Source organism: Halorientalis marina (assembly GCF_023028345.1).
Classification (GTDB): Archaea; Halobacteriota; Halobacteria; order Halobacteriales; family Haloarculaceae; genus Halorientalis; species Halorientalis marina.
This window is the reverse complement of sequence record NZ_CP095487.1, coordinates 1,079,619-1,096,843: the sequence shown is the minus strand read 5'-3', so window position 1 is coordinate 1,096,843 and position 17,225 is coordinate 1,079,619. Positions and strand designations below refer to the sequence as shown.

17 protein-coding genes are annotated in these 17,225 nt (G+C 69.3%); 5 read left to right on the top strand and 12 right to left on the bottom strand.

Annotation, left to right across the window (positions count from 1 at the left end; translation table 11 throughout):
* The first annotated feature begins 1 nt into the window (after nt 1).
* Nucleotides 2-1,207, top strand: coding sequence for an acyl-CoA dehydrogenase family protein (locus MUG96_RS05600; RefSeq protein WP_246987277.1), 1,206 nt, complete (start codon nt 2-4; stop codon nt 1,205-1,207).
* Between the two features lie 104 nt (nt 1,208-1,311).
* Here MUG96_RS05600 and MUG96_RS05595 read toward each other — a convergent pair whose 3' ends face one another.
* Nucleotides 1,312-1,740: a hypothetical protein gene (locus tag MUG96_RS05595; RefSeq protein WP_246987275.1), complete on the bottom strand. Its 429-nt coding sequence runs from the start codon at nt 1,738-1,740 to the stop codon at nt 1,312-1,314.
* 267 nt (nt 1,741-2,007) lie between these two features.
* On the opposite strand from MUG96_RS05595, the gene MUG96_RS05590 reads away from it, so the two are divergent.
* Nucleotides 2,008-2,895, top strand: a complete 888-nt coding sequence (locus tag MUG96_RS05590) for a hypothetical protein (protein ID WP_246987272.1) — start codon at nt 2,008-2,010, stop codon at nt 2,893-2,895.
* A gap of 179 nt (nt 2,896-3,074) precedes the next feature.
* Here MUG96_RS05590 and purH read toward each other — a convergent pair whose 3' ends face one another.
* On the bottom strand, nt 3,075-4,688 hold the full coding sequence (gene purH, locus MUG96_RS05585; RefSeq protein WP_246987270.1) for a bifunctional phosphoribosylaminoimidazolecarboxamide formyltransferase/IMP cyclohydrolase: 1,614 nt from the start codon (nt 4,686-4,688) through the stop codon (nt 3,075-3,077).
* Nucleotides 4,689-4,736: 48 nt separating this feature from the next.
* Complete coding sequence (locus tag MUG96_RS05580; RefSeq protein WP_246987268.1) at nt 4,737-4,901, bottom strand: hypothetical protein; 165 nt, start codon at nt 4,899-4,901, stop codon at nt 4,737-4,739.
* A gap of 115 nt (nt 4,902-5,016) precedes the next feature.
* Here MUG96_RS05580 and MUG96_RS05575 point away from each other — a divergent pair, with 115 nt between their 5' ends.
* Complete coding sequence (locus MUG96_RS05575; RefSeq protein WP_246987266.1) at nt 5,017-6,606, top strand: acyl-CoA carboxylase subunit beta; 1,590 nt, start codon at nt 5,017-5,019, stop codon at nt 6,604-6,606.
* Between the two features lie 3 nt (nt 6,607-6,609).
* Here the strand turns inward: MUG96_RS05575 and MUG96_RS05570 are convergent, their stop codons facing one another.
* Together MUG96_RS05570 and MUG96_RS05565 are read right to left on the bottom strand one after the other, a co-directional pair.
* Entirely contained in the window at nt 6,610-7,419 is an 810-nt protein-coding gene (locus tag MUG96_RS05570) for a mechanosensitive ion channel family protein (protein ID WP_246987265.1), read from the bottom strand.
* Complete coding sequence (locus tag MUG96_RS05565) at nt 7,413-8,393, bottom strand: hypothetical protein (protein WP_246987264.1); 981 nt, start codon at nt 8,391-8,393, stop codon at nt 7,413-7,415. The genes MUG96_RS05570 and MUG96_RS05565 overlap by 7 nt, the downstream gene beginning before the upstream one ends.
* A 121-nt stretch (nt 8,394-8,514) precedes the next feature.
* On the opposite strand from MUG96_RS05565, the gene purB reads away from it, so the two are divergent.
* Together purB and MUG96_RS05555 are read left to right on the top strand one after the other, a co-directional pair.
* Nucleotides 8,515-9,906, top strand: a complete 1,392-nt coding sequence (gene purB / locus MUG96_RS05560) for an adenylosuccinate lyase (RefSeq protein WP_246987263.1) — start codon at nt 8,515-8,517, stop codon at nt 9,904-9,906.
* A 71-nt stretch (nt 9,907-9,977) separates the two neighbouring features.
* Entirely contained in the window at nt 9,978-10,628 is a 651-nt protein-coding gene (locus MUG96_RS05555) for a helix-turn-helix domain-containing protein (protein ID WP_246987262.1), read from the top strand.
* On the opposite strand, the gene MUG96_RS05550 is transcribed toward MUG96_RS05555, so the two are convergent.
* From MUG96_RS05550 to dapA, 7 genes are all read right to left on the bottom strand, one after another.
* Complete coding sequence (locus MUG96_RS05550; protein ID WP_246987261.1) at nt 10,625-11,092, bottom strand: hypothetical protein; 468 nt, start codon at nt 11,090-11,092, stop codon at nt 10,625-10,627. The two genes, MUG96_RS05555 and MUG96_RS05550, sit on opposite strands and share 4 nt — an antisense overlap.
* A 121-nt stretch (nt 11,093-11,213) precedes the next feature.
* Nucleotides 11,214-12,350, bottom strand: a complete 1,137-nt coding sequence (locus tag MUG96_RS05545; RefSeq protein WP_246987260.1) for a M20 family metallopeptidase — start codon at nt 12,348-12,350, stop codon at nt 11,214-11,216.
* 1 nt (nt 12,351) lies between these two features.
* Nucleotides 12,352-13,293, bottom strand: coding sequence for a diaminopimelate epimerase (gene dapF / locus MUG96_RS05540; RefSeq protein ID WP_246987259.1), 942 nt, complete (start codon nt 13,291-13,293; stop codon nt 12,352-12,354).
* The gene (lysA, locus tag MUG96_RS05535) at nt 13,281-14,528 is read right to left on the bottom strand and encodes a diaminopimelate decarboxylase (RefSeq protein WP_246987257.1); all 1,248 of its coding nucleotides are present in this window, start codon (nt 14,526-14,528) and stop codon (nt 13,281-13,283) included. The genes dapF and lysA overlap by 13 nt, the downstream gene beginning before the upstream one ends.
* Nucleotides 14,525-15,373 carry a 2,3,4,5-tetrahydropyridine-2,6-dicarboxylate N-succinyltransferase gene (locus tag MUG96_RS05530; protein WP_246987255.1) on the bottom strand — a complete coding sequence of 283 codons (849 nt, stop codon included), beginning with the start codon at nt 15,371-15,373 and terminating at the stop codon, nt 14,525-14,527. The genes lysA and MUG96_RS05530 overlap by 4 nt, the downstream gene beginning before the upstream one ends.
* The gene (gene dapB, locus MUG96_RS05525) at nt 15,370-16,128 is read right to left on the bottom strand and encodes a 4-hydroxy-tetrahydrodipicolinate reductase (protein WP_246987253.1); all 759 of its coding nucleotides are present in this window, start codon (nt 16,126-16,128) and stop codon (nt 15,370-15,372) included. The genes MUG96_RS05530 and dapB overlap by 4 nt, the downstream gene beginning before the upstream one ends.
* Nucleotides 16,125-17,045 (bottom strand): 4-hydroxy-tetrahydrodipicolinate synthase, encoded by a 921-nt coding sequence (gene dapA / locus MUG96_RS05520; protein ID WP_246987251.1) that lies wholly within the window; start codon nt 17,043-17,045, stop codon nt 16,125-16,127. Before dapA ends, dapB begins: the two co-directional genes overlap by 4 nt.
* Nucleotides 17,046-17,225: the final 180 nt, after the last annotated feature.

Here is a 17,225-nt window from a genome sequence, read left to right as displayed (position 1 = left end):
GATGGACCTGACAGAGGAACAGGCGGCGTTCCGCGAGGACCTCCGGGGCTACCTCGAGGCGGAGGTCGAGCCGGTCGTCGACGAGGCAGACCGGTCGCCGTTCACGCGCGAGGAGATGGTGAAATACGTCAAGGACCTCCAGGAACTCGGCGTCGGGTTCGACCCCGAGACGGCATCGGACTTCTTCGGGGACCTGCGGCGGTTCGCCATCGTCTCCGAGGAGGTCAGCTACGTCTGGCCGAGCCTGAACGTCGGCCTGCTGATGAGCTTCCCGGCGGTCTTCGTCCAGCACGCCGCCGAAGTGACCCGGGAGAACCAGCTCTCGAAGCTCGAAACCGGGGAGTGCATCGGCTCGCTGGCCGTCACCGAACCGGAGGGCGGCTCCGACACGGCGCGCCCGCGGACGACCGCCCGGAAGGAGGGCGACGAGTACGTCCTCGAAGGACAGAAGACGTGGGTCGGGAACGCCCCGGTCGCGGACGTGTCGCTGGTCGTCGCCGAGGACGAGGACAGCGGCGCTCAGGACATGTTCCTGGTCGACCGCGAGTATTCCGATTACGAGGCGGAGACGCTGAACAAACTCGGCTGGAAGGCCGTCAACAACGGCCGGATGGACCTCGACGGCGTCCGGGTGCCGGCGGACAACAAGCTCTCGAACATCATCGGCAACGCGCTCCGGGAGGGCCACCACATCACCGACGTGGTCCCCTTCCCGGACTCCGTCGCGGAACTGTTCTTCGAGCAGAAGGCCCTGAACGCCACGTTCTCGTTCATGCGGACGGGGATGGCGTTCATGTCCGTCGGCATCATGCAGGCCGCCTACGACGCCGCCGAGGCCTACGTCACCGAGCGGGAGACCTTCGGCAAGCCCATCGCCGAACACCAGCTGGTCCAGGAGCAGCTCTACGACATCCGCGTGAACCTCGAAACCTCGCGCCAGCTCTCGCGGCGCGCCCTGGAGATGCTGGAGCGCGGCTCCAGTGACGCCCGCCTGTTCTCCTCGATGGCGAAAGGCTATACCGCCGAGAAGGCAGTCGAGGCGACCTCCGGCGCGCTCCAGATTCACGGCGGCGAGGGACTGAAGACCGAGAACCGCCTCGAACGGTACTTCCGGGACGCACGCGTCATGCCTATCCCCGACGGGACCACGGAAATCCAGAAGCTCATCGTCGGCAAGGAAATCACGGGCCACTCGGCGTACAAATAGCGATCCGGTTTCACTCGCAGCCCCAACTCGTCTGTCGCCGTCGTCGAGGGCGGCCCCATCCCAACCGCGGCGGGACCCCCCGCCCGCCGCGGTGCCATCCGTGTTCAGTCCTCGCCGCGCAGCCGGTTCACGAACAGCCGCATCGCCACGAGCGCCGCCATGCCGACGAGCGGCGCGACCTTCGGGTACTCGCGTTCGGGCTCGGGCACCGTCTCGTCTTCCTCGTCGGTCACCTCGATGTCGACCGCGGTCGACGTTCGCCGCCGCTTGACCACGGCACGCCCGACCAGTCCGATCACGGCCAGCAGCGCACCCACGACCGTGAGCAGCGTCAGCCCGAGCGTCAGTTTGTCCCGGGAACTGGTCTCGGGCAGGTCGTCGCGGTCCGGTAGCTCGGGCGTCGGCACGGCGTCGGGCACGTCCGGCGCAGTGTCCGGCATCGCGCCGGACGGGTCGGGCCCGGGCAGGTCGTCGCCGCCGGGCAACCGCTCGCGGACTGCGGCCGGTGCAACCTTCAGTTTCGAGAGAACCATACCGGGCGTTCGGGCCGGCCCGGCATATCTTTTGGCCATCCGCCGGCCGACATAAACCCGCCTCGGAAATGAGGAGACAGCGCGTGAACCGTCGGCTACGAACTCACCGACCTGCCGGCCGACGCTGAACGCGGGCGGCGTTGGAAACTATCGCTGGCCGCCAGTCTGCCCGGGCTGTCCGCCCTGCTCGTCGTCGTCCGACTCGTTGTCACCGGGCTGTCCCTGGCCTGGCTGACCGCCCTGTCCACCCTGACCTGGCTGCCCATCGTGGCCGCCCTGACCAGGCTGTCCACTCTGTCCCGGCTGACCACCTTGGCCCGGCTGTCCACCCTGGCCACCCTGACCTGGTTGGCCGCCCTGACCAGGCTGTCCACCTTGGCCGGGTTGGCCGCCCTGACCAGGCTGTCCACCTTGACCGGGTTGGCCGCCCTGACCAGGCTGTCCACCTTGACCGGGTTGGCCGCCCTGACCAGGCTGTCCACCTTGACCGGGTTGGCCGCCCTGACCAGGCTGTCCACCTTGACCGGGTTGGCCGCCCTGACCAGGCTGTCCACCTTGACCGGGTTGGCCGCCCTGACCAGGCTGTCCACTCTGTCCCGGTTGACCACCTTGGCCGGGTTGGCCACCCTGGCCACCCTGTCCCGGTTGGCCGCCCTGACCTGGCTGACCGCCCTGTCCCGGTTGACCCCTGGCTTGGCCGCCACGTTGGCCACCCGCCTGTCCGCCGTGGCCTCGCTGGCCGGACTGGTGGCCGCCCGGACCGGCGGAGCCGCCGCCACCGAGACCGCCCATGGCAGCGCCCGCCGCAGCAGCACCGCCGCCGACGCCCGCCATCGACGCGGCCTTGCGTGCGTACTTGTTCTGGAAGAGTTTGCTGTCCGTGTCGACCGACTTCGCCGCGCGGACGACGCCCCAGACGAGGAACCCGACCCCGATCAGCCCGATAACGACGAGCGCAATCAGGTACGTGATGAAGGTCGTCACGATGGACGCCTCGGACGTGAGCGCACCGAGAACCTGCGCGATCCCGAACAAGCCCACGACGACGAACACCAGTGCCGTAATCGCCAGCCCGATCACCGGGCCTTTGAGGTTACTGAGCATTCCCATGTCGGGCCGACTGTCAGCCAGGAACTTCAATGGTTCGGCAGCTGACCTGTCCGGAGCGGCGACTGAATCGCCATGCGTGCGATGCCCCTGCTAACGCTCAGTCGTGGCGGAAACGCCGTCGTTCCGCGTCGCTCCACGACGAGTTTCCGGCACTCGGTCGCTGACGCTCAATCGTGCCGGAAACGCCGAAAGGGTCGCTCCGCTCGTCTTTCGAGCCTCCACCACTAGTCGTGTCTGAAGCACCGACTCCCGGTGAACACCATCGCCATGTCGTGCTCGTCGGCCGCCGCGATCACGTCCTCGTCGTTGACCGAGCCGCCGGGCTGGATGACCGCCTCGATCCCCGCCTCGGCGGCGGCCTCGATCCCGTCCGGGAACGGGAAGAAGGCGTCCGAAGCCATCACGGCCCCCTCGGCGGACTTGCCCTCGGCGTCCTTCCCCGCTTTCATCTTCGCGATCTCGACGGCGTCGACCCGCGACACCTGCCCCGCACCGACACCGACCGTCTCGGTGCCCGTCGCGAACAGGATCGCGTTGGACTTGACGTGCTTGATCGTCTGCCAGGCAAAGAGCATCGACTCGATCTGCTCGTCGGTCGGCTCGCGCTCGGTGACGACTTCGAGGTCCTCGCGCGTCGGTGCCTGGTCGTCCCGCTCCTGAACGAGCGTCCCACCGACGAGGTCCTTCTCCGTGACCGTCTCGGTCGGGTCGTACTGGTCGCCGACGTCGAGCACGCGGAGGTTCTCCTTCTCGAAGAGGGTGTCGAGGGCGTCGTCGGTGTAGCCCGGCGCGACGACGACCTCCTTGAACGAGTCGATTATCCGCTCGGCAGTCGCCGCGTCACAGTCGCGATTGAGCGCGACGATGCCGCCGAAGGCACTCTTGGCGTCCGTCGAGAGCGCGTCCGCGTAGGCGTCCGCGAGGGTGTCGGCCGTCGCACAGCCCGCGGGGTTGGTGTGTTTGATGACTGCCGCCGCGGGCTCGTCGAACTCCTTGACGAGGTTCAGGGCCGCGTCGGCGTCGTTGTAGTTGTTGTAGCTCATCCCCTTCGCGCCCTCGTTCAACTGTTCGGCGGTGACGACGCTGGCCTCCTCGGTCGTCACGTCGGCGTAAAGCGCGGCGTCCTGATGCGGGTTCTCCCCGTACCGGAGGTCGGCGTGCCGGTCCTCGCTCGTGACGCGCCGGCCCGGGAAGTCGCCCCCGGTATCTCCGTCGACGGAAACCGCGTTCGCGTCCCAGTCGATCTCCACGCGGCCCTCGGCGAACCAGCGGACAGCCCGGGGGTACGCCTTCATTTCGCCCTGGTAGAGCACGCGGTCCTGCAGGTCCTCCCTGGTGTCGCCCTCGTAGACCGGGACGGGTTCCTGTGTGACGACGGGGCCGCCGTCGACCTCGTCCTCGATGAGCGAGCCGTCGTCGGCGACGGCGTTGGTGACGGCGTGAACGGTACAGCCCACCACGTCGACGCCGTACTCCAAGGCGTCGCCCCAGGCGTCCATCCCGGGGAACGCGGGGAGCAGGGAGGGGTGGACGTTGAGCGTGGTCGGCATCGGGTCGAGAAACGTCCCCGAGAGCACGCGCATGTACCCGTCGAGACAGACGAGATCGAAGTCGTAGTCGGCGAGCGCGTCGACCACCCGTGTTTCGTGTTCGCGGCGCCCCTCCCCATCGTCGCGGACGACCGTCTCGGTCGGGATTCCGCGTTTCTCGGCTTTCTCGACGACCGGCGCGTCCGCCGAGTTCGTGAGCACGACGGCGAGTTCGGCACCGCCCGGCGCGAGGTCGTGGACGTTCATCAGGTTCCGGCCACGGTTGCTGGCCATTCCCGCTATCTTCATGTTCGGCAGGGGGCCGGCCGGCCGCAAATGCATTGCGTTTCCGTCGACTCACGCCTCCACCGACACCTCACGGACGCCGACCGGCGGCGTCGCTACCCGGACGCGAGGAAGGGGGAAAGTGGTATCGAGGGGGGGGAAAGAGAGGGATAGGAGGGGGAAACCTGTGTGGGTGTGGGTGTCCCCACCGTGGTTCTGTGAGTCGTCGATTATCATTGTTTCGCTTCTAACCGAGCCTGATTTACAACGTTACCTCACTCATGGGTTTTTTATCCGTTGTAATTATTGACGTGGGTATGAACCACACTGGACACACGCGGGGTGACCGTCGATGAGCGAGGACGAGATGGACGTGGCGGACCTGATCGAGGAGGTGCAGGCAGTCAAAGAGCGCGTGGCGGACGCCGGCCGGCCCGAGGCAGTCGAGCGTCAGCACGAGGCGGACAAGCTCACCGCGCGGGAGCGGGTCGACTACCTCTGTGACGACGGGACCTTCGACGAGATCGGGCAACTGGCGGCACCGATGCCGACGACACCCGAAACCGCTGACTGGGAGCGCGAAGACGCCCCCGCCGACGGCGTCGTCTGTGGCATCGGTGAGGTCGACGCCCGCCCGGTGGCGATCGTGGCGACCGACTACACCGTCAAGGGCGGGTCCATCGGTCACGCCGGCGGCCGCAAGCTGGAGCGCGTCGCCGAACTCGCCCGGGACCGTGGGTATCCCTTCGTCATGCTCCACGACGGGGGCGGCCACCGCATCCAGGAGGGGCTGGACGCCGCCCCGACAGCCCGCGGCGACGCCGGCTTCGCCAACCTGCAGGAGACCCTCTCGGGATGGGTCCCGACCGTCTCCGCGATGATGGGGCCGGGCTTCGCCGCCCCGACCAACTTCGCCGCGCTCTGTGACTTCGTGCCGATGGTCGAGGGGACCTCGACGCTCGGCGTCGCCGGCCCCTCCCTGGTAGCGGCCGCCCTCGGGAAGGACCTCTCGAAGGCCGAACTCGGCGGCCCGAACGTCCAGGCCCGCCGCCACGGCATGGCCGACGTGGCCTGCGAGGACGACGAGGCCTGTCTCGACGCCATCGAGACGTATCTCTCCTATCTCCCGCGGAACGCCACGCGTGACCCGCCGACCGCCGGGGGCTTCGACGCGCCGGGCGACGACCAGGTGGCCGCGCTGACCGACGTGATCCCCGCGAACGCGAAGAAGGGCTACGACATCTACGCCATCGTCGAGGGGGTCGTCGACCAGGACTCCTTTTTCGAGCTGAAACCCGAGTTCGCCCGGAACATCGTCACCGGGTTCGCGAGGCTGGAAGGCCGACCCATCGGCGTGATCGCCAACAACCCGCGGCACAAGGCCGGCACCATCGACACCGACGCCTCGGACAAGTCCAGCCACTTCGTCAGCGTCTGTGACGCGTTCGGCCTGCCCGTCCTCTCGCTCATCGACGTGCCCGGCATCCTCCCCGGCCCCGACTCCGAGGGGGAGGGCGTCGCCCGCCACTCCGCGAAGCTTCCCTTCGAGTTGAACCGGGCAACGGTGCCGAAAGTCACCGTCTGTCTCCGCCGCGGGTACGGCTACGGCTACGTCGCGATGGGCGGGGGCCGCTCGACCGATACCGACCTGAGCCTCGCGTGGCCGACCGCCGAGATCGCCGCCATGGGTATCGAGGGCGCAGTCGACGTGGCCTACCGCCGCGAGATCGAGGCCGCCGACGACCCCGACGCCAAGCGCACCGAACTGATCGAGAAGTTCAAGGACCGCACCGACGCCGTCCGCGCTGCCTCCCGGGTCGGCATCGACGCCGTCGTCGACCCCGCTGACACCCGCGGGCGGGTCGCCCGCGCCATCGACCGCGCCGAGGACACCAGAGACGACGACTGGCCGCCGAAGAAACACTCCATCAACCCGATCTGAGCGTCACTCCCCCTCGATCGTCCCGGCACGCGCCCGCGGCCGCTCGATGTCGGCGTCGGCGAACGCCGCGAGGACCCGTTCGGTCACGTCCGAGGTGTACGCGAACTCGTTGCGGAGGTCGTTGACGTAGGCTTTCCCGCGGATCGTCCGATAGAGCGGCTCGTCCTCGACCAGGACGGTGAACGGGCGGTCGTCGTCGACGTAGACGTAGGGCGCGACGACGAGCGCGTCCTCGACGATCTCCATGGCGCGGTCGACGTCGGCATCGTCGACGATGTGGAACTCGACGACGATCATCATCTCCGGGCGCCCGGTGTTCGCGTTGACGACGGCGTCGGTGATGTACGTGTAGTTGGGAACCGAGACGACGCTGTCGCCCGGGGTCCGCACCGCCGTCGACCGGAGCCCGATGTCGGTCACCTCGCCGTAGTGTTCGCCGAAGGTCACCTTGTCTCCGACCTGGTAGGGCCGGGAGACGAGCAGAACGAGTCCGCCGATGACGTTGGCGAAGAGGTCCTGCAGGCCGAAGCCCAGCGCGGCACCGAGCAGGCCCGACACCGCGAGCAACTGGGTGCCGGACAGCTGCAGCAGGGGGCCCAGGATGTAGTACAGCGCGGCGCCGTAGATGACGAACTTGAGGACCGGGGCGAGCATCCGGACGCTGATGCGGTACTCGACGAACCGCTCGGAGACGGCTCCGAGGACGGCGACGACGATCCGGGCCAGGACGTACGCCACGACGAGTGTGAGCGCGGCGCCGACGACCGTCCCCGCGTTCAGGTCGACCCCGGGAACTGCCTGCGCGATTACCACACCAACCGCCTCCGGGAGAGAAACGCCGTCGCGCTCGGGACGGCCGCCGGGCGGATCGACACCCGCCCGTCGGTGACGGTCACCAGCTCCTGCTGGCGGAGCCGCCGCAGGCTCCGGCGGTACTCCCTGCCGCCGACGATGGATTCGAGCCGGGCCGCGGGCACCTCCTCGTTCGTGAGGACGACGACCAGCGTGAAGGCGTCGGCATCGTTCAGCGACACCTCCGGGACCGACGCGCGAACGCGGGCCGGCGATACCGTGTCGTCCTCGATGGCCGCGTTCCACAGCGCCCACGCGACCGTCGGGTTCCCGCCCGACCTGTCGGCGACGGTCTCGAAGACGCGAGCGCGCACGTCGTCGGGGTCGTCGCTCCCGAGCGCGTCGCCGACCGCAGCCAGCGAGACCGCCGGGAGCGGGATCGATCGGCCGCCGGGCAGGGACAGCGCCGGCGCGTCCTCGGCGTGTCCCGTCGGGTGCTCGCTCTCGGCGAACTCCGGGAGGGAGCCGTCGTGATTCTCGGTGAGGAACTGCTCGGTCGCGTCGGCGGAGAGCCCCGGGACCTCGACGGTCGCCGCGAACAGCTCGTCCACGTCCCTGACCGCGGTGAGGTAGTTCCACGCCTGCCGGTTCCAGCCGGTCACGAACAGCCGCTCCCCGTCGACGAGGTCGTCGGCGAACGCCGCGAGCGGGTCGAACCCGTCGACGGACCGGGTGTAGAGGTACTGACAGTCGTCGACGACGACCGCCGGCGCGTCCGGCAGTTCGACCGGTTCGTCGACCGGGTCCGCGAGGGAAACGCGGACGCTCTCCGCGAGCAACGAGGCGGCGTGATCGAGGAGTGCTGCCCGCCCGGCGTAGGGCTCGCCGACGACTGCGACGTGTGGCGTCGTGTCAGTTTCGACGGCCGCGACGGTCCGCTCGATGGCCTCCCGCTCGGCGCCGGCGTCCACGTACTCGAACCCGCGAGCCTCCATCCGACACGGGTAACACGCGGCGTGGGCAAAAAAGTAGGGCCGTCAGCGAGTCGACGACGGGTGTGACCACGGGAGCGACGGCTTCGACACGCTTTTTCACGCCGTCCGCCCACTCACGGGCATGACCGACCGTAGCTCGCTCGACGCCGTCTCGCCGCTCGACGGGCGGTACGCCCGCTACACGGAACCGCTCGTCCCCTACGCCGGCGAGCGGGCGCTCATGCGTGCCCGCGTCCGGGTCGAAGTCGAGTACCTGATCGCGCTCGCCGACCTCGACGCCACCCCCCTGACCATCGACGACGGCGAGCGCGCCGCCCTCCGGGACCGCTACGAGGACTTCACCGTCGAGGACGCCGAGATCGTCAAACGACTGGAGACGGAGGGCTGGAAGGAGTACGCCGCGACCAATCACGACGTGAAGGCCGTCGAGTACTTCGTCCGCGAGGGACTCCCCGCGGGCCTCGAGGCCGGCAACTGGATTCACTTCGGCCTGACCAGCGAGGACGTGAACAACCTCGCCTACCGTCTGCTCGTCGGTCCAGCGGTGGAAGACGTCCTGGTCCCCACACTCCAGGAGCGCCGCGACGACCTCGCCGAACTGGCCCGCCAGTACCGCGGCGTGCCCATGCTCGCGCGCACCCACGGCCAGCCGGCGACGCCGACGACGTTCGGCAAGGAGATGGCCGTCTACGCCGCCCGCCTCGGCCGCGCGCTCGGTCGCATCGAGCGCGCCGCCGATTCCCTCGAAGGCAAGCTCGCGGGCGCGTCCGGCACATACGCCGCCCACGACGCGGCCTACCCGGATGTGGACTGGCGGGCGTTCTCGGCGGAGTTCGTGGACCGGTTGGGGCTCGACCACGCCGGCCTCACCACGCAGGTCAACCCCTGTGACGACCTCGCGGAGTTGTTCGACGCGCTCCGCGGTGCGAACAACGTCCTGCTCGACCTCGACCGCGACGCGTGGCTCTACGTCTCGGACCGCTATCTCGGTCAGGAGGCCGTTTCCGGCGAAACCGGCTCCTCGACGATGCCACACAAGGTCAATCCCATCGACTTCGAGAACAGCGAGGGGAACCTCTCGAAGGCCAACTCGGACCTGACCTTCCTCGGCGACTACGTGACGAAGTCCCGGCTCCAGCGTGACCTCTCGGACTCGACGATCAAGCGCAATATCGCCGCGGCGCTGGCCCACTGTCTCATCGGCTACGAGAAATGTGGCAACGGGCTGGCGAAGGTCGTCCCCAACGAGGAGGTCATGCGCGAGGAACTGGAGGCGACGCCCGAGATAATCGGCGAGGCCGTCCAGACGATCCTCCGCCGGGAGGGCCACGAAGACGCCTACGAGCAGGTGAAGGAGCTGACCCGGGGCCAGCGCGTCACCATCGAGGACTTCCGGGCGCTGTTCGACGACCTCGACGTGTCCGAGTCGGTTCGGGAGGAACTCCGCGCCCTGACGCCGGCCGGCTACACCGGCGTCGGGGCCGACCTCGTGGACGACCTCGGCGACGCCTGAACTGCGGGGCGGGCCAGCACGTTCCTGTCGAACGGGAACACTGATAGCCTTCCAGCGATACCGACTCCTCAATGCGGTACGTCGAGGGGCTGCTGGTTCCGGACCGGGGGTGGTTCCACCCCATCGAGCGCCGGATTCAGAAGGCGCCGGGGATCGAGAACGAGCGCATCCTCCAGATGGAACTGCTGGAGGACGGGACGGTGACGACGATGTACGAACTCAGCGGCGACCGTGAGGTCGTCGAGTTCGCCGCCGAGCACATGCCGGAGCTCATCACCTACCAGATCTCCCCGATGCAGGACCGGATCATCACCTACGCCCACCTCGAAGCCAACGAGATGCTCCAGGAACTGCTCGAGATCCCACACCAGTACGAGATCGTCCCCGACTTCCCCATCGAGTTCACGCGCGACGGGGCCGTCCGCCTGACCATCGTCGGCGGCGAGGAACAGATCCGCGAGGCTATGGACGCCATCCCCGAGGGCATCACCGTCGAACTCGAAAAGCTCGGCAGTTACGAGCCGGAGGGTGAGCGCCTGCTGACCCGGCTGACCGACCGCCAGCGCGAGGTCGCCGAGATCGCCGTCGAGATGGGCTACTACGACACGCCGCGGCAGGTCACATACGACGACATCGCCGCCGAGGTGGACGTCGCTCCCGGCACCGTCGGCGAGATTCTCAGAAAGGTCGAATCGCGGCTGTTGAACGCCCTGCTCGGTTAGCGGCGGAACGACCGCGAGGGCGTCCCGAGGTCCGTCGAAACGGCCAGTTCGTTCCAGTGGTTCAGCGCCCAGTAGCCAAGCCCGGTGGCGATCATCCCGGCCGCGAGGAAATAAAAGACGAGCTGTGAGGCCACCAGTTCGCCGGGGTTGCGGAGGACGTAGACGATCCCCTCGCCGCTCAGCGTCCCGAAGATGAACGTCGCGACGGCGACCGACCCCGCGGTCGCGATGACCTGCTCGCCGTCGACGCGCTGGGCCTCCAGAAAGAGGATCGCCGCGACGAACGCCCCGGCCGTCCCGAGGACGTAGAGCGGGAGCCGCCCGCTCACGCCCGGCGCCGACGCCGAGAGCAGGGCGACCAGCCCGACGAAACTCGCGGTCAGTACCAGCGTACACGCCGCGACCAGCGCGCCTGCCCGTGCCAGCGATTCCGTGTCCAACTGCCGTGCCCGTGCCGTTGCCATGATTGGTAGTTCGAATCCGCCGACAAAAGCCTTCTCCGGGCGTCTGACGCCCGTCCGCCGGTCGTCTGCCGGGCGCTATCACGGCGCGAAATACCGGGGCCCGTCCCCCGAGGTTCGAGTATCACGCAGTCGAATCCCCGAGCAGCGTCTCGACCGCGCCGGTCGCGATTTCGCCCGCCCGCTCGACCGCCGACCGGCGGACGTACTCGCGGTCGGCGTGGGCGACGGCGCCGACTTCGTCGGCCAGGTCGCCGGGGCCGAAAATAACGGTCGGCGCGTCCGCCGCGAAGTACGAGGATTCCGCGACGGCGCCGAACGGCCGCGGGTCGCCCGCGCCCGCGTCCCGGAGCGCCCGTACCACGTCGGCGTCGGCCGGCGTCTCGAACGCCTCGAAGAAGGGCGTCTCCCGCTCGGTGTAGGCGAAGGAGAGCGACATCGACTCCGGTATCCACGCCTCGAGGTGGGCCTCGAACTGTTCCCGGAAGCCCTGCTGGGTCTCGGGGGGCACCGAGCGGCGGTCGACGGTGATGCGGCACTCCGCGGGAATCTGGTTGGTCGCCTCGCCGCCCTCGATAATGGTCGGCTCCAGCGTCGGCCGGCCGAGCGTGTCGTGTGCGGGCGGCCCGACCGTCTCGTCGTAGCTCTCGATGGCCTGCAACACGGGCGCGGCCGCCCGGACCGCGTTCGCACCGCTTCCCGGCTCCGCCGCGTGGGCCGCGACCCCCTCGATGGTGACCGTTCCCTCGAAGCGACCCGTCGAGGCGGTACAGACGTCCAGCCCGGTCGGCTCGCCGACGATGTAGCCGTCGGCGTCGAGCCGGTCGGCGAGCGCCGCCGCGCCCGTGGAGTGAGTCTCCTCGTCGGGCGTCACCGCCAGCGTCAGCCGACCGCGCTCGACGTCGGCGTCGAAGAAGGCCGCGAGCAGTGCCGAAAGCGGTCCCTTCGCGTCGCAGGCGCCCCGTCCCAGAAGGACGTCGCCGTCGGAGTCGGGGACCGCCGACCCGTCCGCGTTCGGGACGCCGGCGACCCGCTGGCACTCGACGTGTGGCGGGACCGTGTCGATGTGCGTGTTCAAGACGATATGCGGGCCGTCGGCCGCGCCCTCGCGGACGGCCAGCGTGTTGCCGGCGTCGTCGACCGTGGGGTCGTGGCCGGCGTCCGCGAGCGTGTCGACGAGTAACTCGCGCATCGCGGTCACGTCCTCGTGTGAGGGAGTATCGACGGCGCGTTCGTGGAAGGAGAGCGTGTCGAAGGCCATGTCAGTCGTCGCCGGTGGCGTCGGCGTCCGCGTCGCCGCCGACGCGGTCGGAGCCGGTGACTGCGGCCTGCCCGGCGAACTCCCGTTCGACCGGGCCGTGCAGGAGCGCGTCGTCGTCAGTAAGTTCGACGACCAGACGCCCCCCCGGCGGGTGGACGGGCACCCGCTCGCCGCGCTCGACTTTCCCCAGTCGCTCGGCGGCGGCGACGATGGCGACCGCGCCCGTCCCACAGGAGTCGGTCTCGCCCTCGACGCCGCGCTCGAAGGTCCGCTGGTCGAAGCCACGGACGGAGGGGGACCGTCCGTCCTGGTCCCCCTCGCCGCGGCTCGCGGGACCCCCGTCCGGGCGCGCGGCGGCGAATGTCACGTTCGTGCCCTCCGGGAACACGTCGGCGTGACGCACCGGCGGGGCCACCTCGTCGATGTGAACCGTCGTCACGTCGTCGACGAACGCAACGGCGTGGGGGACGCCGGTGTTGACCGCCGTGACCGGCAGCCCCTCGACGGTCTCCTGGATCAGCGGGTCGTCTCGGTCGAGGGGAACTCCCTCTGGCTCGAAGGCGGGCGCGCCCATCTCGATGGTGACGCCCTGATCGCCGATCTCGGCGCGGCGAGTCCCGGACTGGGTGTCGATCATCACCACGTTCGAGCCGGTGCGCTCGGCGACCCACTTGGCCGCACAGCGCGCGCCGTTGCCACACATGGCTGCGACGCTCCCATCCGGCTGGACGAGAGTCATAATGACGCGTGGCGGCGAGTACTCGTCCTCCAGCGCGAGAAAGAGGATGCCGTCCGCGCCCGTCGTCGAGGCGTCCGGATGGGTCAGCCCCGTCTCCCGGTCACAGAGGTCCGCGGCCAGCGCCCGGCGGTCCGGCACGTTCTCGGCCGCGTCGATGATGATGAAGTCGTTACCCGTCCCGTGATATTTCTCTACTCCGACCATTGTTCCTCCAGTCGTGTCAGGTCCGCCAGCCGCTCCCGCCGCGTCGCCAGCCGCGCGTCGCTGCCGTCGTAGGCAACGACCGCGGGCCGCGGTCGCGAGTTGTACTGACTGCTCATCTCGTAGCCGTACGCACCCGCCGTCCCCACCGCGAGTCGGTCGCCGGGCTCGGGGGCCGGCAGCGCCCGGTCCTCGCCGAGCACATCCGCCGTCTCACAGATCGGCCCGGCGACGGTCGCCGTGATCTCCTCGCGGTCGGCCGCGTCCGGCGCGAGCGAGACGGTCTCGTGGTACGAGCCGTACATCGCCGGCCGGATTAGGGTCGTCATCCCCGCGTCGACGCCGACGACCGTCGTCTCCGGCGTCTCCTTGACGGTATTGACCGTCGTCAACAGGACGCCCGCGTCGGCCACGAAATAGCGTCCCGGCTCGATACCCAGCGCGGCGTCGGTGTCGCCGAAGGCCGCCCGGGTCGCGTCCGCCACCGCGTCGAGGTCCAGCGGCGATTCGTCGGGCCGGTAGGGGACCCCGAACCCGCCGCCGACGTTGACGAAGTCGAGCGAGGTCACGTCGGCGACCCGCTCGGCGATGTCGGCCATCCGGACGACCAGTTCGCGATGTGCGTCGAGGTCGTCGCCCGAGATGCCGCTTCCCGCGTGGGCGTGCAGGCCCACGAGGTCGAAGCCGCGGTCGACCGCCCGCTCTGCGAGGGCCGGTACCCGGTCGGCGGGGACGCCGAACTTCGGCGCGGCCCCCGTCGAGACCTTCTCGTGGTGGCCGGCACCGACGCCCGGGTTCGCCCGGATGCAGAGCCGCCCGTCGTAGTCCCGCTCGGCCAGCTGGTCGAGCGTGTCCGCGGCGCCGACGGTCACCACGAGGTCGTGTTCGCGGGAGAGGGAAACGACGTGATCCAGGTCACGCGCCGGCGGATTGACGGCCGTGTAGCGCACGTCCGCGCCGGCAAAGCCCGCGTCGAGGGCGCGCTGGACCTCGCCGGCCGAGGCACACTCGGCGCCGACGCCCGCGTCCCGGACGGTTTCGAGGACCGGCCGCGTCGTGTTGGCCTTCACCGCGTAGCTGATGTCGGCGTCGGGGAAGGCGTCGCGGAGACGGCGCGCGTTCTCGCGCACGCGGTCGGGGTCGAGGACGTACAGCGGCGTGTCGAACTCGGCGGCGAGCCCGCGCAGTCGCTCGGCGTCCCAGTCGGACGGCCGGCGCACCGCGGGTCCAGTGCTCATTGACGTAGCGCGTCTTCACGCTCCGTGCTTTCGAGGGTTTCGGTCTCGATGTCGGTCGCGACCACCGCCGGCTTGTACGCCGCGCCGGGGATGAGGTCCTCGTCGCTGACCGACGATTCGACGTACCGCGCGAACGCCCGCCGCTCCGCGGGGAGTTCGCCGTACAGCACTTCCTCCTCGACGAGGTCGTAGACCGGAATCCGCGGTGTCAGGAGCGTGTTCTCGCCCACGACGGAGTTCTCGCCGACGGCGAAGCCGCTCGTGACCCGACAGCCCGCGCCCAGCGAGACGCCGTCCTCGATAATGACGGGGTTGTCCTCGACCGGTTCGAGGACGCCGCCGATCAGCGTGTTCGCGCCGAGTTTCACGTCCGCCCCGATCTGTGCACAGGAGCCGACGGTGTCACAGGAGTCGACGAGCGTTCCGTCGCCGACGTACGCGCCGATGTTGACGAACGACGGCGACATCATGATGGCGTCGCTGCCCACGTAGGCACCACGACGGAGGACGGTGCCGTCGGGCGTGTTCCGGGAGCCCCGCTCGCCGATGTCGCCCGTCTCGCGCAGGGGGAGCACGTCGTGGTAGTCCACGTCGCCGTGGGTTCGGGGCTCGATGGAGCGCAGGCCGAAGTTCAGGAGGATGCCGTGCTTGACCCACTCGTTGACCGTCCAGCGGTCCCGGACGGACTCGCCGCTCCCCGAGGGCTCGGCGGCCCGTACCTCACCGGCCTCCAGCGATTCGAGGAACGCGTCGAGCGTCGCGAGGTCGTCGGCGGTGGCGTCCTCGGCTGTCAGTCCCTCGTCGTAGCGGTTCCACAGGTCGTCGATGTCGTCTCTGAGGCTCATCCGTCGATCACGTCCCCGAATTCGTACCAGCCGGGGTCCTGGTTTTCGATGTGGACCGCCGCGTCGAGCGCGCCCGCCGCGAAGACGCTCCGGTCTTCCGTGTGGTGGGACAGCGAGAGTACCTCGTCGTTGCCCGCCGCGACGAGTTCGTGCTCGCCACGGATGTCGCCGGCCCGGCGCGCGAACACGCCGATTTCGTCCTCGTCGCGCGGTGCGTGGCCTTCGCGCCCGTAGACCGGTTCCACGTCGCGGTGCTTCTGGACGGTCTCGAGCATCGTCTTGGCCGTCCCCGAGGGCGCGTCGATCTTCTCGTTGTGGTGGGTCTCCATCAGTTCGAGGTCGTACTCGGGGACCGCTTCGAGCGCCGATTCGATGGCTCGCAGGAGCGCGTGGACCCCGCGGGCGAAGTTGGTGGCCTTCAGCACCGGAACCGAGTCGCTGGCCGATTCGAGGGTCGCGAAGCCGTCCTCGTCGAAGCCGGTCGTGCCGACGACCATCGCGGTGTCGGTGGCGACGCAGGCCTCGGCGAGCGCCAGCGTCGACTCGGGAATCGTGAAGTCGACGACCACCGCTGGGTCGTGCTCCGCGAGGGCGGCCTCCGTCTCGTCGGCGTGGACGACCGGGACGCCCTCGATCTCGTCGGCGTCGTCCACGTCGAAGCCCACCACGACGTCGACGTCGCCGCGCTCGGCGGCCGTCTCGATGACCGTCCGCCCCATCCGGCCGGCCGCGCCGTTGACCGCGATCCGTGTCATTCGGCAGCCTCCCTCGCTTCCGGCATCGGTTCGCCGTCGAGGTCCGCGAGGACGGCCTCCAGTTCGGCGAGGTCGTCCTCGTTCATCCGCGAGAGCGGCGAGCGCATCCGCGCGGAGTCGTAGTGGCCGCGGATCGCCATCGCCTCCTTGATCGGAATAGGGTTGGTGACCATGAAGAGTGCGCGAAAGAGCGGCCCGAGTTCGTGGTGGATGTCCCGTGCCCGGTCCATGTCCTCCGAGAGGGCCGCGCCGACCATCGCGCAGGTCCGCTCGGGTTCGACGTTCGCGGAGACGCTGATACAGCCGGTGCCCCCGGTCGCGATCACGGGGAGGGTCATCGCGTCGTCGCCCGAGAGGACCGAAAACGTCTCCTCGCGCGTGCGCTCGATGACCTCCGTGATGCGGTTCATGTCGCCGCTGGCGGCCTTGTAGCCGACGATGTTGTCGTGGCTCGCGAGATTCACGGCCGACTCGACGGCGATGTTACGGCCCGTCCGCGAGGGGACGTTGTAGATGATTTGTGGGAGGTCGACGGCGTCGGCGATCTGGCGGAAGTGGTTTTCCATCCCCGCGGGTTCGGGCTTGTTGTAGTACGGGGAGATGAGCAGCAAGCCGTCGGCGCCGGCGTCGGCGGAGCGCTCGGAGAGTTCCAGCGCCTCGCGGGTGTTGTTCGAGCCGGAGCCGGCGATGACCGGCACGTCGTCGACGGCCGCACAGACCGCCTCGATGACCTCGATGTGTTCGTCGTGGGTGAGTGTCGCGCTCTCGCCGGTCGTGCCCATCGGGACGAGGCCGTCGACGCCGGCCGCCTCCAGATACTGGGCGTGCTCGCGAAGCGTCTCGAAGTCGATGCTCTCGTCCTCGTGGAACGGCGTGGTCATCGCGGGGAACACGCCGTCGAAGGTGTCGTATGTCATTGCTGGTGATGTATCGCTGTGTGGTGTCGCGTGGTCGAAGGTAGTGGGCGCACGGTGCGGTTGAACCGGCCCGGGACGGGGTCGCTACGCCCGCCACGAGCCGCCTACCGGCGTTTTTTGGGTTTCGCGCGCCCCTGAGAACGGGCCTCGCCACACCGGCGGCTGGCGGTCGAGCCAGCG

Coding starts and splice junctions, on each gene's coding strand:
- MUG96_RS05600 (WP_246987277.1), top strand. CDS start 2: ATGGACCTGACAGAGGAACAGGCGGCGTTCCGCGAGGACCTCCGGGGC.
- MUG96_RS05595 (WP_246987275.1), bottom strand. CDS start 1,740: ATGGTTCTCTCGAAACTGAAGGTTGCACCGGCCGCAGTCCGCGAGCGG.
- purH (WP_246987270.1), bottom strand. CDS start 4,688: ATGAAGATAGCGGGAATGGCCAGCAACCGTGGCCGGAACCTGATGAAC.
- MUG96_RS05580 (WP_246987268.1), bottom strand. CDS start 4,901: ATGATAATCGACGACTCACAGAACCACGGTGGGGACACCCACACCCAC.
- MUG96_RS05575 (WP_246987266.1), top strand. CDS start 5,017: ATGAGCGAGGACGAGATGGACGTGGCGGACCTGATCGAGGAGGTGCAG.
- MUG96_RS05565 (WP_246987264.1), bottom strand. CDS start 8,393: ATGGAGGCTCGCGGGTTCGAGTACGTGGACGCCGGCGCCGAGCGGGAG.
- purB (WP_246987263.1), top strand. CDS start 8,515: ATGACCGACCGTAGCTCGCTCGACGCCGTCTCGCCGCTCGACGGGCGG.
- MUG96_RS05555 (WP_246987262.1), top strand. CDS start 9,978: ATGCGGTACGTCGAGGGGCTGCTGGTTCCGGACCGGGGGTGGTTCCAC.
- MUG96_RS05550 (WP_246987261.1), bottom strand. CDS start 11,092: ATGGCAACGGCACGGGCACGGCAGTTGGACACGGAATCGCTGGCACGG.
- MUG96_RS05545 (WP_246987260.1), bottom strand. CDS start 12,350: ATGGCCTTCGACACGCTCTCCTTCCACGAACGCGCCGTCGATACTCCC.
- dapF (WP_246987259.1), bottom strand. CDS start 13,293: ATGGTCGGAGTAGAGAAATATCACGGGACGGGTAACGACTTCATCATC.
- lysA (WP_246987257.1), bottom strand. CDS start 14,528: ATGAGCACTGGACCCGCGGTGCGCCGGCCGTCCGACTGGGACGCCGAG.
- MUG96_RS05530 (WP_246987255.1), bottom strand. CDS start 15,373: ATGAGCCTCAGAGACGACATCGACGACCTGTGGAACCGCTACGACGAG.
- dapB (WP_246987253.1), bottom strand. CDS start 16,128: ATGACACGGATCGCGGTCAACGGCGCGGCCGGCCGGATGGGGCGGACG.
- dapA (WP_246987251.1), bottom strand. CDS start 17,045: ATGACATACGACACCTTCGACGGCGTGTTCCCCGCGATGACCACGCCG.